Here is a 19793-nt window from a genome sequence, read left to right as displayed (position 1 = left end):
CCGGAAGGTTGTGGGCCACGGCCATGCGTAAGAAAGGCCGCGACATCCCCGAACACCTCGCCCACATCGCCGAAGGCATCGAAGACTCCGGCCACACCCGCCAAGAAGCAGCCTCACTCATAACAGCACAATAATTCCTCCGTTTACCCGCTAGAATTGACTTACTATGGCCAAAACCACTGACTTCTCACAGACAGACGCTGAACAACCCAAGCGTTCCCTCTTTTCTCGTAGCCCCAAGGCTGACAAGCCGAAGAAGACGAAGAAGCCCAGCCGCATCAAGCAAATGGTGGACATCTTCAAGATGACCCGCCGCCACGACCCCATGGTCACGTGGCTGATGTTGGGTGCTTTCTTGGGTCCGATCGCCCTCAGCCTGCTTGTTGGCTTCCTGTTCAACAACTGGATCACGGGCCTGCTGATCGGCATCCCGCTGGGTCTGCTGTGTGCGCTGCTGATCATGTCGCGCCGCGCCGAGCGTGCGGCGTATTCACAGATCGAGGGCAAGCCCGGTGCTGCCGGTGCCGCACTGAGCTCGCTGAAGCGAGGCTGGATCTTTGACGAGCAGCCTGCCTCGGTGAACCCGCGCACCCAAGATGTGGTGTTCCGTGCCATTGGCCGTCCCGGTATTGTTCTGGTGACTGAGGGGCCCTCCGCTCGTGTGAAGGGTCTTGTTGATGCAGAACGACGCCGTTTGAGCAGGATTCTGCCCAACGTCACCATCACGGTTATCGAGACGGGCAAGGGCGAAGGCCAGGTCCCGATCGCCCAGATCACCAAGAAGATGAACAAGCTCAAGAATGAACTGACCAAAATTGAGGTCAGCGCAGTCAACAAGCGCATCGCCTCCATGGGAACCAAGCTCCCCATCCCCAAGGGCATTGACCCTTACAAGGCCCGACCTGACCGCAAGGCATCGCGCGGACGCTAAGGCGCTCAAGCAATATCTAGGTTAGTCAGTGACAAAGAATGGCCCGGCAGGTTTTCCTGCCGGGCCATTGTCATTTCCAGTTCCGGTGGTCCTGCCAAGCAACCCCGACTCGTGCCACCCACTTCGAAGCGGCAGCTGATGCGGGTCTCAGGCTCCGGGACCCACATCAGTTGTAGTTTCAACTCGAGACATCACCGTGCCAGGCTAGCGACGGACCAAAATAGTTTTCATGGCCTTGTCGTGCAGACCACGGTGATCGGCGTCAACAATGATCACTGGAATCACCAAGCACAGCAGCAAGGCACGAACCATGCCTGCCAGCAGACCGGGCGGGCCGCCGTCGAGCCTCATGACCTGGATGCCCATGATCCTGTGTCCAATGCTGTAGCCAAGCGTGCCAACCAGCAGTATTTGTTCTGCCGCGAAAATGGTCAGAATCGCATTGGGGTGGCCGTCAAAGAAGGCCGCCGCAATGAGATAGGACAGGCCCCAGTCAATGCAGAGCGCGATGATGCGGCGCCCGGCACGGGCCATGGAGCCGCGCCCGGATTCGGGCAAACCTAAGCGTTCGCCGGGGAATTTGGATATATTGGAAGTGTCCGGCCCACTGAGCCAAGAACCTATGTCTTTACGTTCTACCACTCCCCCAGCCTACCGGCGCCAGCTTGATGCCGAACACAGCAGGATCTAGGAGTGCGTGTAACGTGCCGGAAACAATTCGGACACGGACGAGAAATAGCACGGTTCTAGTCTTATGTCAGTTGCACATGCACCATGGCCGCACCCAGCCGGCCAAAACCCCCAGCGCCAAGGAGCGTAGATGTTCAAGAACGCGGAAGAAGTACTTCAGTTCATCAAGGACGAAGATGTAAAATTCGTCGATATTCGATTCACCGACCTGCCCGGCGTCCAGCAGCACTTCAACGTGCCCGCCAAGACTGTAGACCTTGACTTCTTCGTCAACGGCCAGCTCTTTGATGGTTCCTCCATCCGCGGCTTCCAGGGCATCGCCGAATCCGACATGCAGCTCATCCCGGACCCCACCACAGCTTTTGTTGACACGTTCCGCCTGGAGAAGACCCTCGCGTTGAACTTCTCGATCGTCAACCCGCGCACGGGAGACCCGTACCACCGCGACCCGCGCGGCGTTGCCGAAAAGGCTGAGGCCTACCTCGCCTCCACTGGCATCGCCGACACCGCTTTCTTCGGCGCAGAAGCCGAATTCTTTGTCTTCGACAACATCCAGTACGAGTCCTCACCGCAGGGATCTTTCTACAAGATCGACTCCGAAGAGGCCAACTGGAACACGGGCCGACCGGAAGAGGGTGGCAACCTCGGTTACAAGACCCCCGTCAAGGGCGGCTACTTCCCGGTTGCACCCATTGACCACCAGGCCGACCTGCGCGATGCCATGTGCATCGAACTGGACGCTGCCGGCCTTGAAGTTGAGCGCTCACACCACGAGGTTGGCGCAGCCGGCCAGGCTGAAATCAACTACAAGTTCAACACCCTGGTTCACTCAGCCGATGACCTGCAGAAGTTCAAGTACGTCATCAAGAACACCGCCTGGGCCTGGGGCAAGTCTGTAACGTTCATGCCCAAGCCCGTCTTCGGCGACAACGGCTCAGGCATGCACTGCCACCAGTCATTGTGGAGCAACGGCGTTCCGTTGTTCTACGACGAGAAGGGCTACGCCGGCCTGTCCGACATGGCTCGCTGGTACATTGGTGGCTTGCTCAAGCACTCCTCCGCTGTGTTGGCTTTCACCAACCCGACGGTGAACTCCTACCGCCGCTTGGTCAAGGGCTTCGAAGCCCCCGTTAACATGGTGTACTCGCAGGGCAACCGCTCAGCCGGTATCCGCATCCCGATCACGGGTTCCAACCCGAAGGCCAAGCGCCTCGAGTTCCGCGCACCGGACCCCTCCTCCAACCCGTACCTGGCCTTCTCAGCTCAGCTGATGGCCGGCCTTGACGGTATCAAGAACCGGATCGAACCCCCGGCTCCCATCGACAAGGACCTGTACGAGCTGCCTCCGGAGGAAGCCAAGGACATCCCCAAGGCTCCCGAGTCCCTCGAAGAGGCACTGATCGCCTTGGAGAACGACAACGAGTTCCTGCAGGCCGGTGGCGTGTTCACCCAGGACCTGATTGACACTTGGATCGACTACAAGCGCGAATACGAGATCAAGCCGCTCTCACTGCGCCCGAACCCGTACGAGTTCGAGCTGTACTACGGCTGCTAGCTAGAACATGCGGCTAAACGGGGTTTAGTCCGCAAGCAGTCCGCAAGAGTAAAACCTTGAGGCACGAAGAAGGACCGGAACATTGCGTTCCGGTCCTTCTTTTTTCTTTGCCCAAAATCTTATGAGCTGGCTTTAGCCTGCTGTCCGCCGAGCGACTTCTTACGTGCCGCGAGGACGCCGGCAACTGCGGTCCTCGATGCCTCGTCCTTGTCTGGCCACATGTGACTGTAGGTATCCAGGGTTGTCTTGGCCGATGCATGTCTCAGCCGAGCCTGGACAACCTTGACGTCGAGCCCTTCTGAGATCAGGAGGGACGCGAAGTAGTGGCGGAGGTCATGAAAGCGGAAACCCTCTGGCAGGCCCTCAATGGTTGCGCGAGCTTCTCGGAACCGTGTCTCAAATGTGTACGGCGCGATGGCCCGGCCGTGTTCCGCTGCGACGATGGTTTCTGAGCCGAGGATCGACGGATTACGGTTCAGTTCGACAGCGAGCTCACGCGGGATGGGGATGGGAGTCCTGGACGTCTCAGACTTCAGCGGGTCATCCGGATACTGAATGGTTGGCGAGATGACCCCACGCATGAAGTCGATGTCTTTCGCACGCAGTGCTACGGCTTCAGCCACGCGGAGGCCAGCAAACGCACCCAAGAGGATGCCAGGTTTAGTCCAGGCGTCCATGGCGTCATAGAGTGCCCATACTTGCGCCGTGGTGGCAACGTAGGGTCGCTGCTTACCCATTGGCGGAGACGTGCGACGACTTAGTGGCGACTTTGGGAGCAGCCCATCGTGGACTGCATCAGAGAAGATGTGTGAGAGGCGGCTGTGCAGTGCGTAGATGGTGGAGTCTGCCAGTCCCTCAGCCTTGAGTTTTGCTGTCCATGACTTGATCTCGGATGGCCGCACGCTGGCCAACTTCCGGGAACCGAAAGCATCCTCGATGCGCTTCACATGAGACTTGGCCTGCTTCACCGATGACGGGCGATTGTTCGCGTAACCCTTCAGCCAGATCTCGCACCAATCCCCCACGGTGAGCTTCGCGTTCTTCGGGTCAACGTACGTGCCAGTGACCATGGCGGCCGTGACTTCATCAAGCCATTCCTGCGCGCTGATCTCGCCGGGCTTCGCCGTGTCACTCTTGTTCTTCAGTCGGAAGTGCTGCGCATGCTCCTTGCCGTCAGCATCCCGATACCGCGCCCGCCACTGGCCATTAGGGCGTTTCTTGATCGACGCCATCGTCGCCTTCTTCTCCGACGGAGAAATTGAGTCCGATATGAAGTTCGAGCAGTTTGATAAGGACCTTCGCTATACCATCCTCTTCAAACGGCACCTCCGTTCGAATGTAGTCATCCTCGATAATTGGCCATTCCCCAACCCTCTTGGCGACCCATTGGAGATAGTCATCGACGTGAGACGGACCATCAGCACCTCCCGCGGACAAGTCACTCAGCAATTCTGGCTGCTGATGCAAATAGTAATTAGCCTCCCAGAGGTGGTACGCGGCCGTCGCAACCGGCGCCCTCAAGTCATGTAGCGCCCTGTCCGCTGCCTCCCGAATCTGCGCAAACTCTTGGGAAGGCGTGCGTGCACCGCCGATCAGAAAATCCAGGCTAACGCCCAAAACTTCCGCGATGGTCATGGCTTCAACGAGTCGAACCGACCGGGAACCCTTCTCGATCCTGGAAACGGCCGAGGCATCAACGGGCATACCTTTTTCGGTCAGTCGCTCAGCGAAATCCCGTTGACTCAACTCCCTTGCGCTTCGAATGCCCGCTACAGCGATCCCGAAATTCTGCTCTTGCGTCTTGATCCCAATTGGTAGTTGTTGCATGGTGAACATCGTATGCGCTTGACAACAACTCTGCCAACACATAACTTTGAATTGTTAGCAACGACAAGTGTTGTCAGTAAGAACAATAGGAGACAAGATGAACGCCATAACAGCCATGAAGCTGCTCACGATTGATGAGGTGGCCGAGCTTCTGCGAAAGTCCGCGGCTCAGCTCCGATGGATGCGCCACAACGGCAGTGGACCCAAGTCGGCCAAGCTGGGTGGCCGAGTCATGTACCGGGAGCAGGACGTCATCGACTGGGTAAACGCCGCGTTTGATTCGGTCGGCAAATAGTGGGATTCAGCCCCGGGGATCGGGTCCAGTGGTTCCCGCAGGGCCAAGAGGGAACAGTCCTAGACGATCACAGTCCAGACTGGCCCGAGTCCATTGGGATCCAGTGGGGCAACGGGGACAGGACGTTTGTGGCCCCGACGCATATTCGCATTCAGAAAAAAGAAGACCGTGACGCACTCGCCAAAGTTATCGTCACGGCCAAGAAACCAGCACCTACCAAGGAACAGATTCCGATGAAGCTTACCAGTAGCACCAGCACCCCCGCAGGTTACGAGCAGGCAGAGCCCGGTTCGCCCGTCTTCTTGGCGGACGTCACCGAGGGCCGCGGGCACCACATCTACCGCGAGTTCGACCGCAGCACGAACCAGTTCCAGCTGCACTTTGAACTGGATTTGGATCGGGATATGTCGCCGGCCGAGGCTATTGGCTTTGCGCAGACCGTCCTGAAGCTAGCCGTTCCGATGCAGGAAGACCAGCTCGATCGCACAACAGCACAAGCGAGCTTCCCTTCATGGGCTGATACTGCTCACTACGACGAGGAGACCGATACCCTCTCCGGCACCGGACCCAGCATCCAATTGGAGGATGACCGGCAGAAGTGGGACATTCATTCGAATTGGTTCGAAGGCGGTGATGAACAATTCACCCTCTCAAAGCGCGACAAGAACCACGCCAACCCCGCAGGAGCACCTGACGAGTACTTCTCCTTTGACTCCCGCGAAGAAGTCCTGACCGTAATGGCCGGCCTCGTAAACCTTCTGGCAACAATCTCGGAGGACACAAAGTGAACACGACTTTCGCTCCCAACCCCGCCCATGAACACGCCGCCGCAATGTCGGCACTGCCCGTCGAAGGCATCACCGCCGAGCTTGAGCGCCGCATCCGCACCCGACACGGGGCACCCGCGGCCTTCCACTTGGAACTGACTGCCGGTGACATCCATGACATGCTGGCCGACCCCGACTGGTGCGGCGAATGGAACGGCCCCACGATCCAGCTCAACGACAGCAGGATCACGACCGGCTGGAACCCTGACACTGGCATCTACTTCTTCATTGACCACGAAGGCGACAACCCGTGGCCCCTCAGCCAGGCAGGTGCTTTGGGTGCCGCCATTCAGTCACTGGCCGCGAAGTTAGCACCCGACTACAGCATCAACCTCAGCGGCAGCGAACTATTGGAGGCCACGCAATGAGCATCAAGGCGCCCACGGGTTACGTCAAAGTCAAAGAGTGCTCAGACCTCTGGACGGGCACCGAGTCCATGGACCGCGGTTGGATTGTCACGCCAGCATGGAACTCTGCCACTGATAAGCACTCACTCGAGGTCTGGACTCCGAAATACAATCTCCTGACGCCCGCTGAAGCGCGCCGCTTGGCCCAAGTGCTGCTTGCCAGCGCGGACGCTGTGGAAGCTGCCATCGCATCCACGGAGGCCCGGACAAACGGAGGTTCACAAACCAATGGCTAGGGACCGCGCAAATATCCGCGTCGACATGCTCTCGAATACTGATTACCGGAGTCTTGGGCTGGCGGCACAGCATCTCTACAAGCTCCTCCTGATCCACCCGACACTGAACTATGCCGGTGTTGCTGACTGGCGCCCAGGACGTCTAGCGAAGATCACTAGGGGCGTGACTGCGAGCGCTGTACGAGAAGCCGCTGCTGAGCTGCAGGCGGGTTCGTATGTCTACGTGGATGAGGACACCGAGGAAGTCCTGATCAGGTCGTTCGTTCGGCATGACGGCTTGCTCGCAAGATATCGGATGCCGATCGCCATGGCGAATGCTTACGCTGACATCTCGTCACCGAATATCAGGCGCTACTTCATTCACGAACTCAAGCGCCTATGCAGCGACAACCCAGCGATGGACTGCTGGAAGGAACCCCGTGTTGCTGGGATCCTTCGCGAGCCCTCCGAAGACCTGAAAGCCATTGCCTACGCTGATACGAACGCTATCGGTAGCCCCATCGAAGACTCCATCGGCAACAGTATCGGTTATGGCGTAAGCACTGGTGAGAGTACCCCGGGTGCTACTACTACCCCTACTACTACAACTACATCTACTGAAGTAGATAAAAGAGAGGCGCCGCAAAAACGCGGCACCCGCATCCCAGAAGATTTCCACGTGACATCCGAAATGGCCCAATGGGCATCCGCCAACGCGCCGAACGTGGACATCAATCTGGAAACCATGAAGTTCAAGAATCACTGGGAATCCAAAGCTGGCAAAGACGCGACCAAGATTGACTGGATCAAGACTTGGCGCAACTGGATCCTCAGCCCGTACTCACGGGGCGCCGCAGCTAGCCGTCCCACCACCAGCGACAAGATCCGCAGCACCCTCGAGAAGGCTCAAGCCCTTCAGTCGCAATTCAACCAAAACGCCCAGCCCGAGTTAGGACAATGACCATGGAAATTAGCGAAACTGCAAAAGTGCTGGCAAAAATCCAGTCCTTCGACAACCGCAATGTCGACAACCCAAACATCTTGGCTTGGCACGAAGTCTTGGCGCCGTACATGCTGCAGGATTGCCTGACTGCTGTCAGTCAGTACTTCTCCAAGCACTCAGCGTGGATCATGCCGGCTGACATTCTCGATCTCGTTCGGGAGGTTGAGGCGGCTCGAAGGAATGCCTTCCATGAGGGGTTCCACCCCACCCAGGCGGACGAACAGTCCGGGGGCTGGGGCGAGGTCTCTCGGCGCCTGAATAGGGCGGTAGCGACCGGGGCGCTCTCACCAGCGGCCTACCGGCGCTATCAGGACCAGAACCTTACCTTGGACGCCGCGCTCGGTCTGGTGGCCATCCAGTGACCCCGGCTGAAGAAGAAATCCTCAGCGCCGCGATCATCACCAACGGCCAATGTCTGGAAGGGATCAACCTGACCGGACGAGACTTCAGCTCCATGGCTAGCGGACTGCTGTTCGACCTGATCAAGTCCATCGCTGAGGCCGGCGGTCATGCCGACCTGATCGCAATCACCAAGGCGATCCAAGAATTGCCAGCGGATGAGAAGCGCAGCTACCCCACGGTCACAGTGATGAACTCCTTGTTCGCCAAGGGTTCAAGTGGGTACGCTGCCGCGTTCCATGCTGAGGTGGTGGCCGAGGAAGCTGCCCGGCGCCGACTCATTGCGGCAGGCCAGTGGCTGGTCCAGTACGGCACCGAGGGCATGGATGTAGATGCCCTCGCCGACAAGGCTATGGAAGCCGTTCAAGGGGCTGTTGCAGGCGTGTCCACCACGGTGGATGCTATCGGAGCAACCCTGGCCGACACGATTAACTCCTTTGGGGAAGCCGTTACATACTCAGCAACCCCATGGGATAGCATCAACCACCTCATCCAAGGATGGCGACCAGGCGGGCTCTACATCATCGGCGCCCGCCCATCAGTGGGCAAGACAGTGGCTGGCCTGCAAGCGGCCATCAAGCTGACCGCTCTCGGGCCCGTCGCGTTCATCTCCTTGGAGATGTCCGAAGTTGAACTGCAAAAGCGGATGATCGCCCTAGACGCCAAAATCGACATAGGACACATCACCCGGAACAATATCACTGAGGAAGATGAACGAAGGATGGCGCCAGCTATCAGCCGATGGCAAGCCATGCCCCTCTACGTCGACAAGACCCACGGCGCCAAGTTCTCTGACATCAGCCGGCATGTCTGGTCAGTCAAGCGGCAGCATGGCCTGGCAGCAGTAGTCATCGACTACTTGCAGCTCATGGAACCGTCTGACCCGAAAAAGAACGAGTACCAGACCGTCACCGAGAACTCGCGGAAACTAAAACTACTGGCCCAGCAGCTCGACGTCCCGGTTATCGCATTGTCACAGCTGAACCGCAGCTCCGAACAGCGAGACGGAAAAGTCCCCCAGCTGTCCGACCTCCGCGCATCAGGCGGCGTGGAACAAGACGCCGACGTGGTAATTCTGCTCCACCGCGACCTGCAGAAGTCACCACACGAGATCGACTTGATCGTGGCCAAGAACAGGCACGGCATTACGGGTACCGCTGACATGCAATTCTGCGGTCACTACTCCGAAATCCGGGACCCCTACCAACAAGTCGCGTAAACCATCGGGGGTACGCAGAAGTGCGTACCCCGTGACTAAACACCCACCAAACAGGCTGGCCACAAACGGCGTCCGGCCATTCCATCAACCCTCATACGAGACGCTTCGGCTGGGCCGCCCACCCAGTGGCCCAGCCGAAGCCCAAACCCCAAAGGCGAAATTGTGACCACCAAGAAGATCCGCTACGCCGCAGGACTCACAAACTACGTAATCGCCAAGGATCCAGGCACCGGACGCAAAGCGCCGCGATTGAGGGACAACCCGGGGCAAGTTCATGCGGTCGTCAACAACATCCACCGCCCTGCCATGCTAGAACCGTTCTTCGTAGAAGAAACTTGGGACTACCGGGCAGCCCTCTGCGGACAGCTGATCCGTGTCGTCATGCCACTCTCCTTTAAATCGACCGAGGAGAACGTTTGCCGCCAATGTGTGGCAAAAATGGCCGTCCTCGAGAAAGACAACCTAACGAGGTTCGAGAGAGCCAACATCGAAGGCTACTCTCGCTGGTGGATGCCCAAGCGTAGTCACAATCCTTCTAATACCCCGCAGCAACCTATCGTCCAACTCTCGCGGACTCGGTGACAGCATGAGTGTCTACAAGCCCCTGAGGTGGTTCCTGACTAACCCAACCAGCGCGACGCCATCAGGCGAGACTCTATATCGGAGCACTCGCCTGGCGTTCTTGTTTGGCGATTTCAAGTGTCGCACTGAGCCTGAGATTCGCGCTGAGTTGAGGGCCGCTCGTCGCCGCAATTTGCGGATCGACGCCAGGTTGTACTTGGTGCCAGTTCTTATTGCCCTGCTCGGCAACGTTGCCGTCCCCATACTTATCGGGCTGCACTAAGGGATTGGTAGCGGGGGAACAGGCTGGTTGACGATCTTTATGAGTAACTGGACGATAGCGCTGAGGACGATGCCGCCGATAGCAATTCCTGTGGAAATACGGAAGGTTCGCTTGTTCTGCTGCGTCTTGAACTCTTCTAATTCGAGAGTGTGCAGGTCCATCGGGCGGACCACAGAGGCTTTGGCACTTTTGCCACGAGGCGGACGAGGGTCGGTAAAAACCAAAAGCGTAGCGTGAATTTTTTGTCCGACATTGGTTGCCGCGTCTTGTACGGATTTGGACACTTGCACTTCAATAACCGTGTTCCAAGCATGTTGAGTCGTATCATCCAGCCCTTGGCCCAGCATGATCCTGATGCTGTCCTGCTGTGTTGGCAGGCCCGTCCGAAGCGTGAGGCGTCTGCGGTTCGACTCACTGAGAGCGAAGTATCGCTCGATCTGGCTAGCCATGGGGCCATCTAGGATCTCGTCTTGTTCCGTCACGATTTTTAGTGGCTCAAACCCGGGAATGAGTGCGATTGCGTCAACGAACTCAAGGAATGATTGTTTGCTCGAGAACATGTAACTATTGCGTCCCCGGAGAAGGTAAGTACTTCGATGCTCCCCAAACTCATTGGGCGGCGCGAGGGCGACTGAGGTGGGGTCAATTATCGGTTGCGCCTGCTGAAAGTCGAATGCACGCGCCTTAGCTACGTAGGGCAGCTTTCCTGTCTGCTTCATCCACCAATTGGAGAACCCCACCAAAACCACCTAATAGCTAGTTGAAAAACAAGGCACCCGCCAAGCTCGGCAGGTGCCTTTTGTAATCCCGAAAGGAAAACAAGGAATACCCAGATTGTAGCAACCAACGCTTCCCAGCCGCCTCCAATGCTGTGCAATTAGGGCAATGTGGGCACCGAAGCTGTAGACGATACACATTCGTTCGAACACTAAACCGTGTTAAAATTAGGGTAGCCGAACAAGTCTTTGGAGGACACGGAATGCAGACCGCACACTACGAGCACATCCAGCTGAAGAACCGACTCACAACCCACCTCAGCCGGATCCCCGAACTCCTTCGAGACCTTGACATCACGATCACCATGCAGGCCAAAACGGGCGGCACTTGTGGAGGCGGTGGTGTTTCGCCCAAGGAGCGCAACGTATTCCACGTCGGCGCAAGCGAGATCCGCAGCAAATACCACGCACTACTGTCCGGACTCTGCATCATCATCGACAAAGACCTCGGCCGTTTCGAATACGTCACCGACACTACCAAGCTGGCGCATAAAGCAAAGGCGCACGCCGGATGGCTCGCAACTCACGACGAAGCAAACGACTGGGTGCGAGAGCTCGACCATCTAGCCAGGGAACGCAACCGGGTTGTAGGCCGCCCAGCTGAGGGTCGAGTATTCGCCGGCCAATGCCCCACCGAAGAGGGAGGTCAAACGTGCAACACTCCCCTATTCACCAACCAAGGAGAACCCAACGCCCGCTGCCCCAAATGCAAAGCAACCTGGGATGCACGCACATGGCGACAAGAAGCACTCCAAGCGGCCGGAATCCACCAAGGCACTGCCGCCGAGATCAGCCGAGCAGTATCCGACCCCGTCACCATGGAAGGCATCTTGCCCGCCACCATCAGACAATGGGCCTCCCGCGGCAAACTCGCACCCATCGGACACAATCACCTCGGCAAACCCGTCTACCAAATCCGAAAAGTCCGAAACCTGTGGGCCAGGATGAAGGCCAGCAGCTATAACAGACTGGCTGCGTAGGGTCGGTGATCCAGCGACTGGGTCGCTAGATCGGCGTTCTTTGGAATCCCATACAACAATGGACGGCCCCTCGAGTTGAAGTGAATGCCACAATTCTGAATATTGAGACTGGGCCACTAGGCTACGGAAATGACACTTGTAGGCACCTCGGTTAACGACCTGCCAAGCGAAACGAAGGAAGAACTGTCCAACAGCTTCCTTCGACTTCGCTTTCGGGGCGGACGGTTTGAAAGTACCTCTGGAGGTATGCCGCTGGCCGCAATGGGCGAACTATCGAATCTCAATGACCTTGTCAATGAACTAGCTCGCCTACTTTGGCGTCGTAAGAAGAACAAGCAACGTCTCCGCCCGGCCGACTATCCGATCGCTCCCACCCTTCGAATTACGCGATTCGCCAAGGGCAGCAGCATTCCCCTAATCGAGCGAGACGGCGCCAGCAGCGTTGCCCTAGAAGATCCATACGATGCGAGCCGTGATCTTGTGGAGCGAACAGTCTGGTCAATCATCGACAACGCCGAAATCCCAGCGGAATTTCCGACCGAATGCCTCCCATCTCTACGCCGCATAGGTAGGCACCTACATTCTGGCGAAGGTCAGGAGTTCATAGAGTTTTCGGACAATGGTCTACTCAACTCACGAATCCTGACTCAAGAAATACGATCCAAATTTTGGACCGCGTTCGACACCGTAACCTTGGAGGATCGAACCATATTTGGCCAGATAGAATCGCTTGCCCGGCCCCATTCGTTTACCTTCAAGCAAAGAAACGGTCAAAAGCTCGAAGGAAAGAACGCCCTGTGGGACGAAATGCACAGCGCCCTGGGAAAGACGGACAAGCATCCCTATTGCCGCCTGTACGTCACGGCAGAGATCGACTACGTTGGGCGTATCCGAAGAGTTAGTTCTGTCGAACGAGTCGAGGTCTTTGAAATGGATCCCCAGCACTGGGCAGATCGTTTCCTTGATTTGGCCTCCTATGCTGAAAATTGGGTGCCAGGTGCAGCTCCAATCGGCACGACCGTCCTTGAGAGAGCTGACCTATTGATCCGAGTTGCGCTCAAATCGGAGCTACCCGTACCAGTCATATTCGGGACGTTCGAAGGCGGTGTCAGCTTGGTTTGGGATACCCCAACCGGCCGCGTGACGGTGTACGTCGAAGAGGACCAAAAGTATGAAGTGGAGCGAGTGCCAGGCCACCAAGTGGTGCCATATGCCACTTCGGATGCTTCAGTAGCAATCTCAAAGGTCGTGGAGCTGGTAGATGAGTAACCTAGATCCAGCATTCGATGCCCTTGTTAATGCCATCTCACGAGAGGATTTCAGGCCAGGCGAAGTCGAAATTATCTCGCCCAATGAGAAGCTGTGGCGGCAAGTTCATGAAAATAATCTAGTCATGGCAGTCGTCAGTGAGTCAGCTTTCCTAGAGGTAGTGGACCCCGCAGCCTTTGCGGGAACACCATCTGCCCGATACGAGGTCTCGACATGCATGGAATCCGCAGTCGATGCGGAGCAAGCGCACAAGCACTACACGAAAACACATTCAAGTGCAGGAACTTTTGAGGTGAGTGTTGAGCAAGTGTCCAACGCATTTGCTCGCGCAGTGGACGACAGCACTCTTCAAACAGGTTCGGATCCGATCGTGGGCCACGCATACATTGACCTGAGAGGTATGCACAAGACGCTGCAACGACGGGCGCGCTCCGAGCTCGCTGACGCCGCGACCAAGGCGAAAAGAATCTATCCTCCACCCTGAGAACCCTGAACTAAATCCGCAAGACGCCATGCCCAGCTACGCATGAAGGATCTGGCCGGAAGAGCCCGAGAACGACATCCCGAGGGTGGGATGAGTCACGGGAATTTATTAGAATATATGTCCGAGTCACGACTTGACGGATCGAATCTTGTCACGTAGATTGTTCTTACTGTCGAAACAAATAACAAAAGGCTCGAAGCGTCCCCCAAGTGCTTCGAGCCTTTCGTATTTCCTGATCGCCACCCATGGTCAATCCGAGCGCAGAACCAGGGCAGAGCGAGAATCTAAAGCAGAGCCACATCTCCCGTAAATCGGCCGTTGTCACCCACGACGACCCAATCACCCAAAAAGGTCGGCTGCTGACAATCTCTATTCCCACAGTTCACTGGTCGCGCTTCGGGTCCTGAAAAGGTACCCACCACGTGTCGGGACTGTACGTCGCACTTTGGGCAGGTGGCCACAAACGTAGATTCAGATGTCATTCGCAAACACTACCACCGCGCCTGTGCCGAAATTTGGGAATGCCATGCCGTCGTGCCAATGATCAGGCGTGATCATGATTGAGGAGAGCTGCTGGTATGGAAACCCATACCGATGCTTCCGCCACCGTTGGGAAACGGTGGCACAAAGGGATGGATCGAACGCAAAGCCACAGGCTAAGCGAGGCGAATCACCTCCGGGTTCGACCCCCGGCATCCCACGACACCATGGATGAGCTGCCAACCGCTAGACGGTTGGCCGAGCCACGACCTGCCTGTGGAAGTCAGCAACATGGTATCCGAGAAGCGCCCTCACAGCGCTGCATGGAATGTGAACCTGCAATGGTGCGGGGCCGGTGTCGAATACCGGGCGACGGGCAATCGTAGGGGTTCGATACCTCCGCATTCCGCGAGATGCGCGTACCCCCATGACGTGCAACACCGCCGCCTGTCCGGTACTCACAAGACAGGCACACAAACTTGAGTGCCGCACCCCCAGAGGTGCCGAGCGACACACGATGCGCCTCGGATGAACGGCAGGAACTGCGGCCCAGGCTGCGGCACTCAACGAACCACCGCCCACCGCCTCAGGCAAAGCGGAAACACAACCAGAGGCAAACACTTAGGGAGCATGCGAAAGAACAATGAGGTGACGAGAGCAAACGCCCCATCGAAGACAACGCCCATTGCCCAGATATGAACATGGTCCCGCTGCCAACCTTGTCATGGACTAGACTCCATCGAGACGAGTTCAGTAGACGAAGCCAGTGGCGGAGGGAATCAAATGTTAAACGATCTAGATATTCGTCAAACCCTCGATGCCCAGCTTCAGCGCCGTTTCCTAGGCAATGATGACGTCGTCATCCGTCACGAACTGGGTGTCGATACCGGTAATCGTCGCATAGACATGGCTGTTCTGAACGGGCATCTCGCTGGCTGGGAAATTAAGAGCGACAAGGACACCCTCAAGCGGCTCCCAGGCCAAGCGGACAGCTTTGGTCGTGTGATGGACTACCTGTCAATAGTCACCACTTCGAAGTATTTAGACAAATGTGACGATCTCCTTCCAAAGAACTGGGGAATCGTTGAAGCCCTCGAGGGACCGTCCGGCGTCACCCTGACGCGCCGAAGGGCCCCTCGAATCAATCGGTCAACAGACCCATTCGCCCTAGCTCAGCTTCTCTGGCGCGAAGAGGCAATGGATGAACTACGCGACAGAGGGATTGCGGCCGGCTTGAGTTCAAGTTCACGTTATTTCGTTTGGGAAAGACTCGCCAATTCATTGCCCAAGCGGGACCTACGAGCAATTGTTCTCCGTAGACTTAAGCAACGCCAAGGCTGGACAGGCGGTCAGCTACATAGCTAATGTGGCGGTTCATTCCGTACATGATCCACTCCGTACCGCCACCAGCACCAGCTGCAGGACCCGCGACGCATTTTGACTTCGCGTCTATGACCCCATCACCCCAAGAGTGAGCCGCCCCGCTGTACTCAGGCGTTGCCACGACTGCCCTGCATACGTCGTAGAACGAACCGTGAGGGAATTTTGCTAGCTTTGCCTCCCTCCAGACAATCCATGCTGAATCTGTGCAGTAGCGAAGGTTTGGTATAGGCCCGCCAAAGCCACTGTCGGGCAGATCTGGGTGGCGGACTCCGTAGTCGCCGTAGTGAATGTCTGCTATTGGACTACTCAACACCGCAGCATTCCACATTTCCGCATCTAACCGCCGTAGAAGATTCTTCGACTTCTTTGGGAGCGAAGTGATTTGGCTCGGGAAGGCACCGCTCGCCAGTGTTACTGAAGCCCAAGTCCCGTTTCTATCCGCCCACGCCAAGTACGTCGCAGCCATGGTTTCCAGCTCATCAAGGGCGGATCCGTGGACACTTGCGAAGTCAATCAGGAGATGAACGTCTCCAGGCGACACTCCAGCATCACGGCAGTAAGTTTTCAACGTGACGTCTGTAGCTCCTGGCGCTGGATCGGCCTCAGATCCTCCAACACGTAGGACAATCTTTTCCCGCGTTGCGCCAGCAGCAGTAACGGCATCTGAAATGAAACCAGCCCCGTCTCCCAGGTGAACAACCGGCCGCAGCCTGACGCCCGAAGAAGCAGCATTGAGGGCCAATAGACTATATGGTGACCGGGAAGTCGTCGTGTCGACTGCATCTTCACCAAGGGCATGCGAGTCTACCGCGAGAATGTCGCCAGCCTGGCTACAGTCAAACACTGCATCGCTAAAACTCCCCAAATCATAGTCAACTCCTTTGTTGGCAATGACTTCGAACAACGGGATGGTTACATTTCGCCGAGCGCTTGACACATTTCGCCAAGCTTCGAATTCTGCCTTTTTGCCCTTAAGTATTGGCTGATACATCGTTCCCCAATTCAAATACTCTGGCCCACTGTTTGCGAGACTGTCTGGGCAGTCTACGTGTCGGTAGTCACATATCGACAAAAGGGGCTCCATAAGCTGATGAATGGCTCCTACGCGCCTCATATGGAGCCCCCCTTCGCTATTGCGGGACGCATCGAACACTTCCGTCGCATACACAGCACCCCGATGCAACCATTCATTTCTGCGCCCACCTGTCAGAAACCCGGGAGGCAGTGGCTGGACTTCGTCAAGCTCATCGAGTCGCTGGCCAGTATTTACCTGAACGAACACACCCAACCGGACTACGCGCTCTGCGGACCCAAGGAGTAACCACATGGACGAAAACCAAGCCCGCCACACAGCACTGGACATGGCGATCCGAGAAACGCCTGGCGGAACGAAATGGGCTCAGATCATCGAACTCGCCAACATCTTCGCCGCCTACATCATCAACGGCACTGTGCCGACCGATGAGAACGCCGAGGCCAAGTAGCCATGACACAGACACCAACAGTTGGGCGCATCGTCCACTACCAGTCTTACGGCACACCGGGCGGCGAATACCTGCCCGTGCCACGCGCAGCAGTCATCACGGCCGTGGACCTCGCAGAACTTGAAGGAGCCAGCCACCAAGTTGGGCTGTGCATCCTGAACCCAACAGGCATGTTCTTCAACCAGGACGTGCCATGGTCACCACACCCGCGGCCAGGTCACTGGACCTGGCCGCCACGCACATAACCAAGGCGGTGACCGCATGGCGACAAGCAGAACCGGAACAACCGAGTGGCTGAACATAAGTCGCCAAGTCATCCGAGACGCCCAAGACCGAGGCCAAACCCGCTGCGTCTACTGCCCAGCCATCCTTGACTACAAGAACCGACGCGCACCCAATGGCGCGCAGGTTGACCACATCAAGGCCGATGCTAACGGCGGATCCAGCGAGCATCACAACCTCCAAGTGTGCTGCGCTCATTGCAACCAATCAAAATCCAACCGAGGCAAGCCAAAAGCCAAGACCATCATGGCGAAAACACCCCTGAAAACTAGCCGAGTCTGGTAATGATCGGTGCGAAATTGGCCCAAGTCCATCCCGGAAAGGGTTGACATTTTGCCAATTCGAAGGGTGGGGGTAGGGGGTTCCGCGACTCGCCCGGCCCCGCTCCTCCGCCATAGCGAAAATATCCCCCCCGTCCCCAGATCTGCGGGTTTGCGGGCAATTGTGTGGTGTTTGCCAATTTGAGCGTGGAGGTTGAAATGGTCGATTCGCCTACTGGCTTGGGTGATCGTGGGCTTTCGATTTGGGATGCTCTCAAGTCTGAGGATGTTTCTCGAAATGCTCTTGCGCTTGAGGCTGCTCGGACTGCTGATCGGCTCGATGAGTTGGACAACATCATCCAGGGCAAAGGCGTTCTGAACTTGATGCAGTTCCGCCTTCACATGGAGGGTAGCGAGGACGGCGAATACAACGTGGAGGTCAAATTCCAACATGTACTCACTGAGGCCAGGCAGCAGCAGACCACATTCGCGACGTTGCTGGAGAAGATCGACAAGCTTTCCCTGACTGCGCGTGTTCCGAAAGGTGGCGTTCAAGGGCCTCTTCCTGCGGGTGTTACTGCGCTGGACAAGATTCGGGCACGGGTGAAGCAAGAAACAGGGTAGGTGGTTTCGGGTGTCGCTCATTGGTGATCAGCACGCCCGGTATCAGATCATGCCTAAGTGCGTCGGCGCTTCACTGGTTCACGCTGAGGCCGCCATTGACCTTGCCGAGTGCTACGGGCTGTCGCTTGATGAGTGGCAGAAGAACGTCGTCCGCATCTGGTTTCGCATCACGCCTGAGGGCAAGTGGTGCGCTTCTACGTGGGGCTTGTCGGTAGCCCGGCAGAATGGCAAGAATGGCGCGCTTGAGGCCATCGAGATGTATCTCATGACCGTGCTCGGGTACAAGATCCTGCATACCTCGCACTTGCTTAGTTCGGCGCGCAAAGCGTTCAAGCGTCTTATGCATTTCTTTGGCCGCAAGGTCAATGATCCGCACGCGAAATACCCTGAGCTCAATGCGATGGTCTTGGAGATTCGGAAGACCAATGGCCAAGAGGCGATTGAGCTTCATAATGGTGGACTGATTGAGGTTGGCGCTCGTACTGGTGGCGCTGGCCGTGGTTCATCCTTTGATTTTCTCGTTGTCGATGAGGGCCAGGAGTACGAAGAGGACGAGCAGGAGGCGCTAGAGGCCACCACGTCCGCTTCCCCTTCAGGCGATCCGGTAACGATCTACATGGGCACCCCGCCGAAGACTGTCGGTGAGCGTGGCGCCCCGTTTGTTCGTGTTCGATCTGGTGCCGTTACTGGTCGCTCGAAGCGCACTGCCTGGGTGGAGCATTCGCCTCAGGGTGAGCTCGACAAGATGACCGAGATAGAGCTCCAGGCTTTTGTGCGTGATCGGAAGAATTGGGCTGCGGGTAATCCTGCTGCTGGTATTCGTATCGCGTGGGAAACCATCGAGGGCGAGCTTGAGCGTTGGTCTGCTCGGTCATTTGCTCGTGAGCGATTGAATATGTTCCCTTCGCCGGCCGAGGTGCTGGAGATGGCTTTCACCGAGAAGGCATTGAAGCGCCTTGGAATTGGCATCAATGACATTGATTCTGAGGCACCTATTTTGGCGTTCGGTGTGGACATGAATCCTGAGCGCACGAAGGTTTCAATCTGTGCCGTGACGACTAACCCCGATGAGCGCAAACACCTGGAGCTGGCTGCTGATGCGCCGTTCTCCGAGGATGGCACGTCCGCCTTGGTCGAGTGGATCTGGGATCGCGCTAAGCGTCGTATCCCGGTGGTTATGGATGCGTTCAGCCCCGCTCGTGACTTGCTCGAAGCTCCCTTGAAGAAGAAGGGCGTGATGGTGCGGGTTCTTGACGCTAATGAATTCACGCAGGCATGCGGCCAGCTTCACCAGGCTGTCAATCGAGAGAAGTCGGTGACTTGGTTTGAGCAGCAGGCGCATCTCTTTGAATCTCTCAAGGCAACGGTGAAAGAGCCATTGAAGAATCGTCCCGGTTCTTTCAAATGGAACCGCGTTGACTTGGAATCAGATTTGTCCCCGACGATGGCCGCGACTTGCGCGCTGTTCGGGTCCGTAAAGTTTGGCCGGCGTGCCCGGTCTGGCGCTGGCGGCACGGCGCGCAAGCGTCACGCCGTGGTGATGTGAAAGGGGTGGTGCG

At 57.1% G+C, this 19793-nt stretch carries 24 protein-coding genes and 1 pseudogene; 20 read left to right on the top strand and 5 right to left on the bottom strand.

Annotation, left to right across the window (positions count from 1 at the left end):
- Window positions 1–134: pseudogene (locus tag CVS28_RS20155) on the top strand (lipoyl synthase); the annotation flags it as partial.
- Between the two features lie 32 nt (window positions 135–166).
- The gene (locus CVS28_RS12715) at window positions 167–931 is read left to right on the top strand and encodes a DUF4191 domain-containing protein (protein ID WP_103466207.1); all 765 of its coding nucleotides are present in this window, start codon (window positions 167–169) and stop codon (window positions 929–931) included.
- Window positions 932–1135: 204 nt separating this feature from the next.
- Here CVS28_RS12715 and CVS28_RS12710 read toward each other — a convergent pair whose 3' ends face one another.
- Entirely contained in the window at window positions 1136–1573 is a 438-nt protein-coding gene (locus CVS28_RS12710; protein ID WP_103466208.1) for an RDD family protein, read from the bottom strand.
- Window positions 1574–1751: 178 nt separating this feature from the next.
- Between CVS28_RS12710 and glnA the strand changes: the two genes are divergently transcribed.
- Entirely contained in the window at window positions 1752–3176 is a 1425-nt protein-coding gene (gene glnA, locus CVS28_RS12705) for a type I glutamate--ammonia ligase (protein ID WP_103466209.1), read from the top strand.
- Window positions 3177–3295: 119 nt separating this feature from the next.
- Here the strand turns inward: glnA and CVS28_RS12700 are convergent, their stop codons facing one another.
- Both CVS28_RS12700 and CVS28_RS12695 read right to left on the bottom strand, forming a co-directional pair.
- Complete coding sequence (locus CVS28_RS12700; RefSeq protein ID WP_103481743.1) at window positions 3296–4408, bottom strand: tyrosine-type recombinase/integrase; 1113 nt, start codon at window positions 4406–4408, stop codon at window positions 3296–3298.
- Entirely contained in the window at window positions 4383–5003 is a 621-nt protein-coding gene (locus tag CVS28_RS12695) for a helix-turn-helix domain-containing protein (protein WP_165788149.1), read from the bottom strand. The genes CVS28_RS12700 and CVS28_RS12695 overlap by 26 nt, the downstream gene beginning before the upstream one ends.
- A gap of 97 nt (window positions 5004–5100) precedes the next feature.
- On the opposite strand from CVS28_RS12695, the gene CVS28_RS12690 reads away from it, so the two are divergent.
- From CVS28_RS12690 to CVS28_RS12655, 8 genes are all read left to right on the top strand, one after another.
- Window positions 5101–5298 carry a helix-turn-helix transcriptional regulator gene (locus CVS28_RS12690; protein ID WP_243399868.1) on the top strand — a complete coding sequence of 66 codons (198 nt, stop codon included), beginning with the start codon at window positions 5101–5103 and terminating at the stop codon, window positions 5296–5298.
- A 128-nt stretch (window positions 5299–5426) separates the two neighbouring features.
- Window positions 5427–6086: a hypothetical protein gene (locus CVS28_RS12685; protein ID WP_133159130.1), complete on the top strand. Its 660-nt coding sequence runs from the start codon at window positions 5427–5429 to the stop codon at window positions 6084–6086.
- The gene (locus tag CVS28_RS12680) at window positions 6083–6493 is read left to right on the top strand and encodes a hypothetical protein (RefSeq protein ID WP_103481740.1); all 411 of its coding nucleotides are present in this window, start codon (window positions 6083–6085) and stop codon (window positions 6491–6493) included. The genes CVS28_RS12685 and CVS28_RS12680 overlap by 4 nt, the downstream gene beginning before the upstream one ends.
- The gene (locus CVS28_RS12675; protein ID WP_103481739.1) at window positions 6490–6768 is read left to right on the top strand and encodes a hypothetical protein; all 279 of its coding nucleotides are present in this window, start codon (window positions 6490–6492) and stop codon (window positions 6766–6768) included. The genes CVS28_RS12680 and CVS28_RS12675 overlap by 4 nt, the downstream gene beginning before the upstream one ends.
- Entirely contained in the window at window positions 6761–7708 is a 948-nt protein-coding gene (locus tag CVS28_RS12670) for a hypothetical protein (protein WP_103481738.1), read from the top strand. The genes CVS28_RS12675 and CVS28_RS12670 overlap by 8 nt, the downstream gene beginning before the upstream one ends.
- Window positions 7709–7710: 2 nt before the next feature.
- Window positions 7711–8112 (top strand): hypothetical protein, encoded by a 402-nt coding sequence (locus tag CVS28_RS12665; RefSeq protein ID WP_103481737.1) that lies wholly within the window; start codon window positions 7711–7713, stop codon window positions 8110–8112.
- Window positions 8109–9368, top strand: coding sequence for a replicative DNA helicase (locus tag CVS28_RS12660; RefSeq protein WP_103481736.1), 1260 nt, complete (start codon window positions 8109–8111; stop codon window positions 9366–9368). Before CVS28_RS12665 ends, CVS28_RS12660 begins: the two co-directional genes overlap by 4 nt.
- Before the next feature lie 162 nt (window positions 9369–9530).
- A complete protein-coding gene (locus CVS28_RS12655; RefSeq protein ID WP_103481735.1) occupies window positions 9531–9950 on the top strand; it encodes a hypothetical protein in 420 nt (139 codons plus the stop codon).
- Window positions 9951–10208: 258 nt separating this feature from the next.
- Here the strand turns inward: CVS28_RS12655 and CVS28_RS12645 are convergent, their stop codons facing one another.
- Window positions 10209–10931 (bottom strand): hypothetical protein, encoded by a 723-nt coding sequence (locus tag CVS28_RS12645; RefSeq protein ID WP_133159129.1) that lies wholly within the window; start codon window positions 10929–10931, stop codon window positions 10209–10211.
- Window positions 10932–11191: 260 nt separating this feature from the next.
- Between CVS28_RS12645 and CVS28_RS12640 the strand changes: the two genes are divergently transcribed.
- The 4 genes from CVS28_RS12640 (at window position 11192) to CVS28_RS19435 (ending at window position 15566) form a co-directional block, all read left to right on the top strand.
- Window positions 11192–11968, top strand: coding sequence for a hypothetical protein (locus CVS28_RS12640; RefSeq protein WP_103481732.1), 777 nt, complete (start codon window positions 11192–11194; stop codon window positions 11966–11968).
- 129 nt (window positions 11969–12097) lie between these two features.
- A complete protein-coding gene (locus CVS28_RS12635; protein ID WP_133159128.1) occupies window positions 12098–13237 on the top strand; it encodes a hypothetical protein in 1140 nt (379 codons plus the stop codon).
- The gene (locus CVS28_RS12630) at window positions 13230–13721 is read left to right on the top strand and encodes a hypothetical protein (protein ID WP_103481730.1); all 492 of its coding nucleotides are present in this window, start codon (window positions 13230–13232) and stop codon (window positions 13719–13721) included. Before CVS28_RS12635 ends, CVS28_RS12630 begins: the two co-directional genes overlap by 8 nt.
- Before the next feature lie 1263 nt (window positions 13722–14984).
- On the top strand, window positions 14985–15566 hold the full coding sequence (locus CVS28_RS19435; RefSeq protein WP_133159127.1) for a sce7726 family protein: 582 nt from the start codon (window positions 14985–14987) through the stop codon (window positions 15564–15566).
- On the opposite strand, the gene CVS28_RS12625 is transcribed toward CVS28_RS19435, so the two are convergent.
- Window positions 15523–16575, bottom strand: a complete 1053-nt coding sequence (locus CVS28_RS12625; RefSeq protein WP_165788148.1) for a beta family protein — start codon at window positions 16573–16575, stop codon at window positions 15523–15525. The genes CVS28_RS19435 and CVS28_RS12625 overlap by 44 nt on opposite strands.
- Before the next feature lie 334 nt (window positions 16576–16909).
- Here CVS28_RS12625 and CVS28_RS19740 point away from each other — a divergent pair, with 334 nt between their 5' ends.
- From CVS28_RS19740 to CVS28_RS12605, 5 genes are all read left to right on the top strand, one after another.
- The gene (locus CVS28_RS19740; RefSeq protein WP_165788147.1) at window positions 16910–17068 is read left to right on the top strand and encodes a hypothetical protein; all 159 of its coding nucleotides are present in this window, start codon (window positions 16910–16912) and stop codon (window positions 17066–17068) included.
- Between the two features lie 2 nt (window positions 17069–17070).
- Window positions 17071–17313 (top strand): hypothetical protein, encoded by a 243-nt coding sequence (locus CVS28_RS12620; RefSeq protein ID WP_103481728.1) that lies wholly within the window; start codon window positions 17071–17073, stop codon window positions 17311–17313.
- Between the two features lie 16 nt (window positions 17314–17329).
- Window positions 17330–17635 (top strand): HNH endonuclease, encoded by a 306-nt coding sequence (locus CVS28_RS20450; protein ID WP_103481727.1) that lies wholly within the window; start codon window positions 17330–17332, stop codon window positions 17633–17635.
- 182 nt (window positions 17636–17817) lie between these two features.
- The gene (locus CVS28_RS12610; RefSeq protein ID WP_165788146.1) at window positions 17818–18234 is read left to right on the top strand and encodes a hypothetical protein; all 417 of its coding nucleotides are present in this window, start codon (window positions 17818–17820) and stop codon (window positions 18232–18234) included.
- Window positions 18235–18244: 10 nt separating this feature from the next.
- Window positions 18245–19780 carry a hypothetical protein gene (locus tag CVS28_RS12605; protein WP_103481725.1) on the top strand — a complete coding sequence of 512 codons (1536 nt, stop codon included), beginning with the start codon at window positions 18245–18247 and terminating at the stop codon, window positions 19778–19780.
- Window positions 19781–19793 lie beyond the last annotated feature (13 nt).

The sequence above is a fragment of the Arthrobacter glacialis genome (assembly GCF_002909415.1).
Classification (GTDB): Bacteria; Actinomycetota; Actinomycetes; order Actinomycetales; family Micrococcaceae; genus Specibacter; species Specibacter glacialis.
The sequence above is the reverse complement of the archived record's forward strand: the minus strand, read 5'-3'. Positions and strand labels throughout refer to the sequence as shown.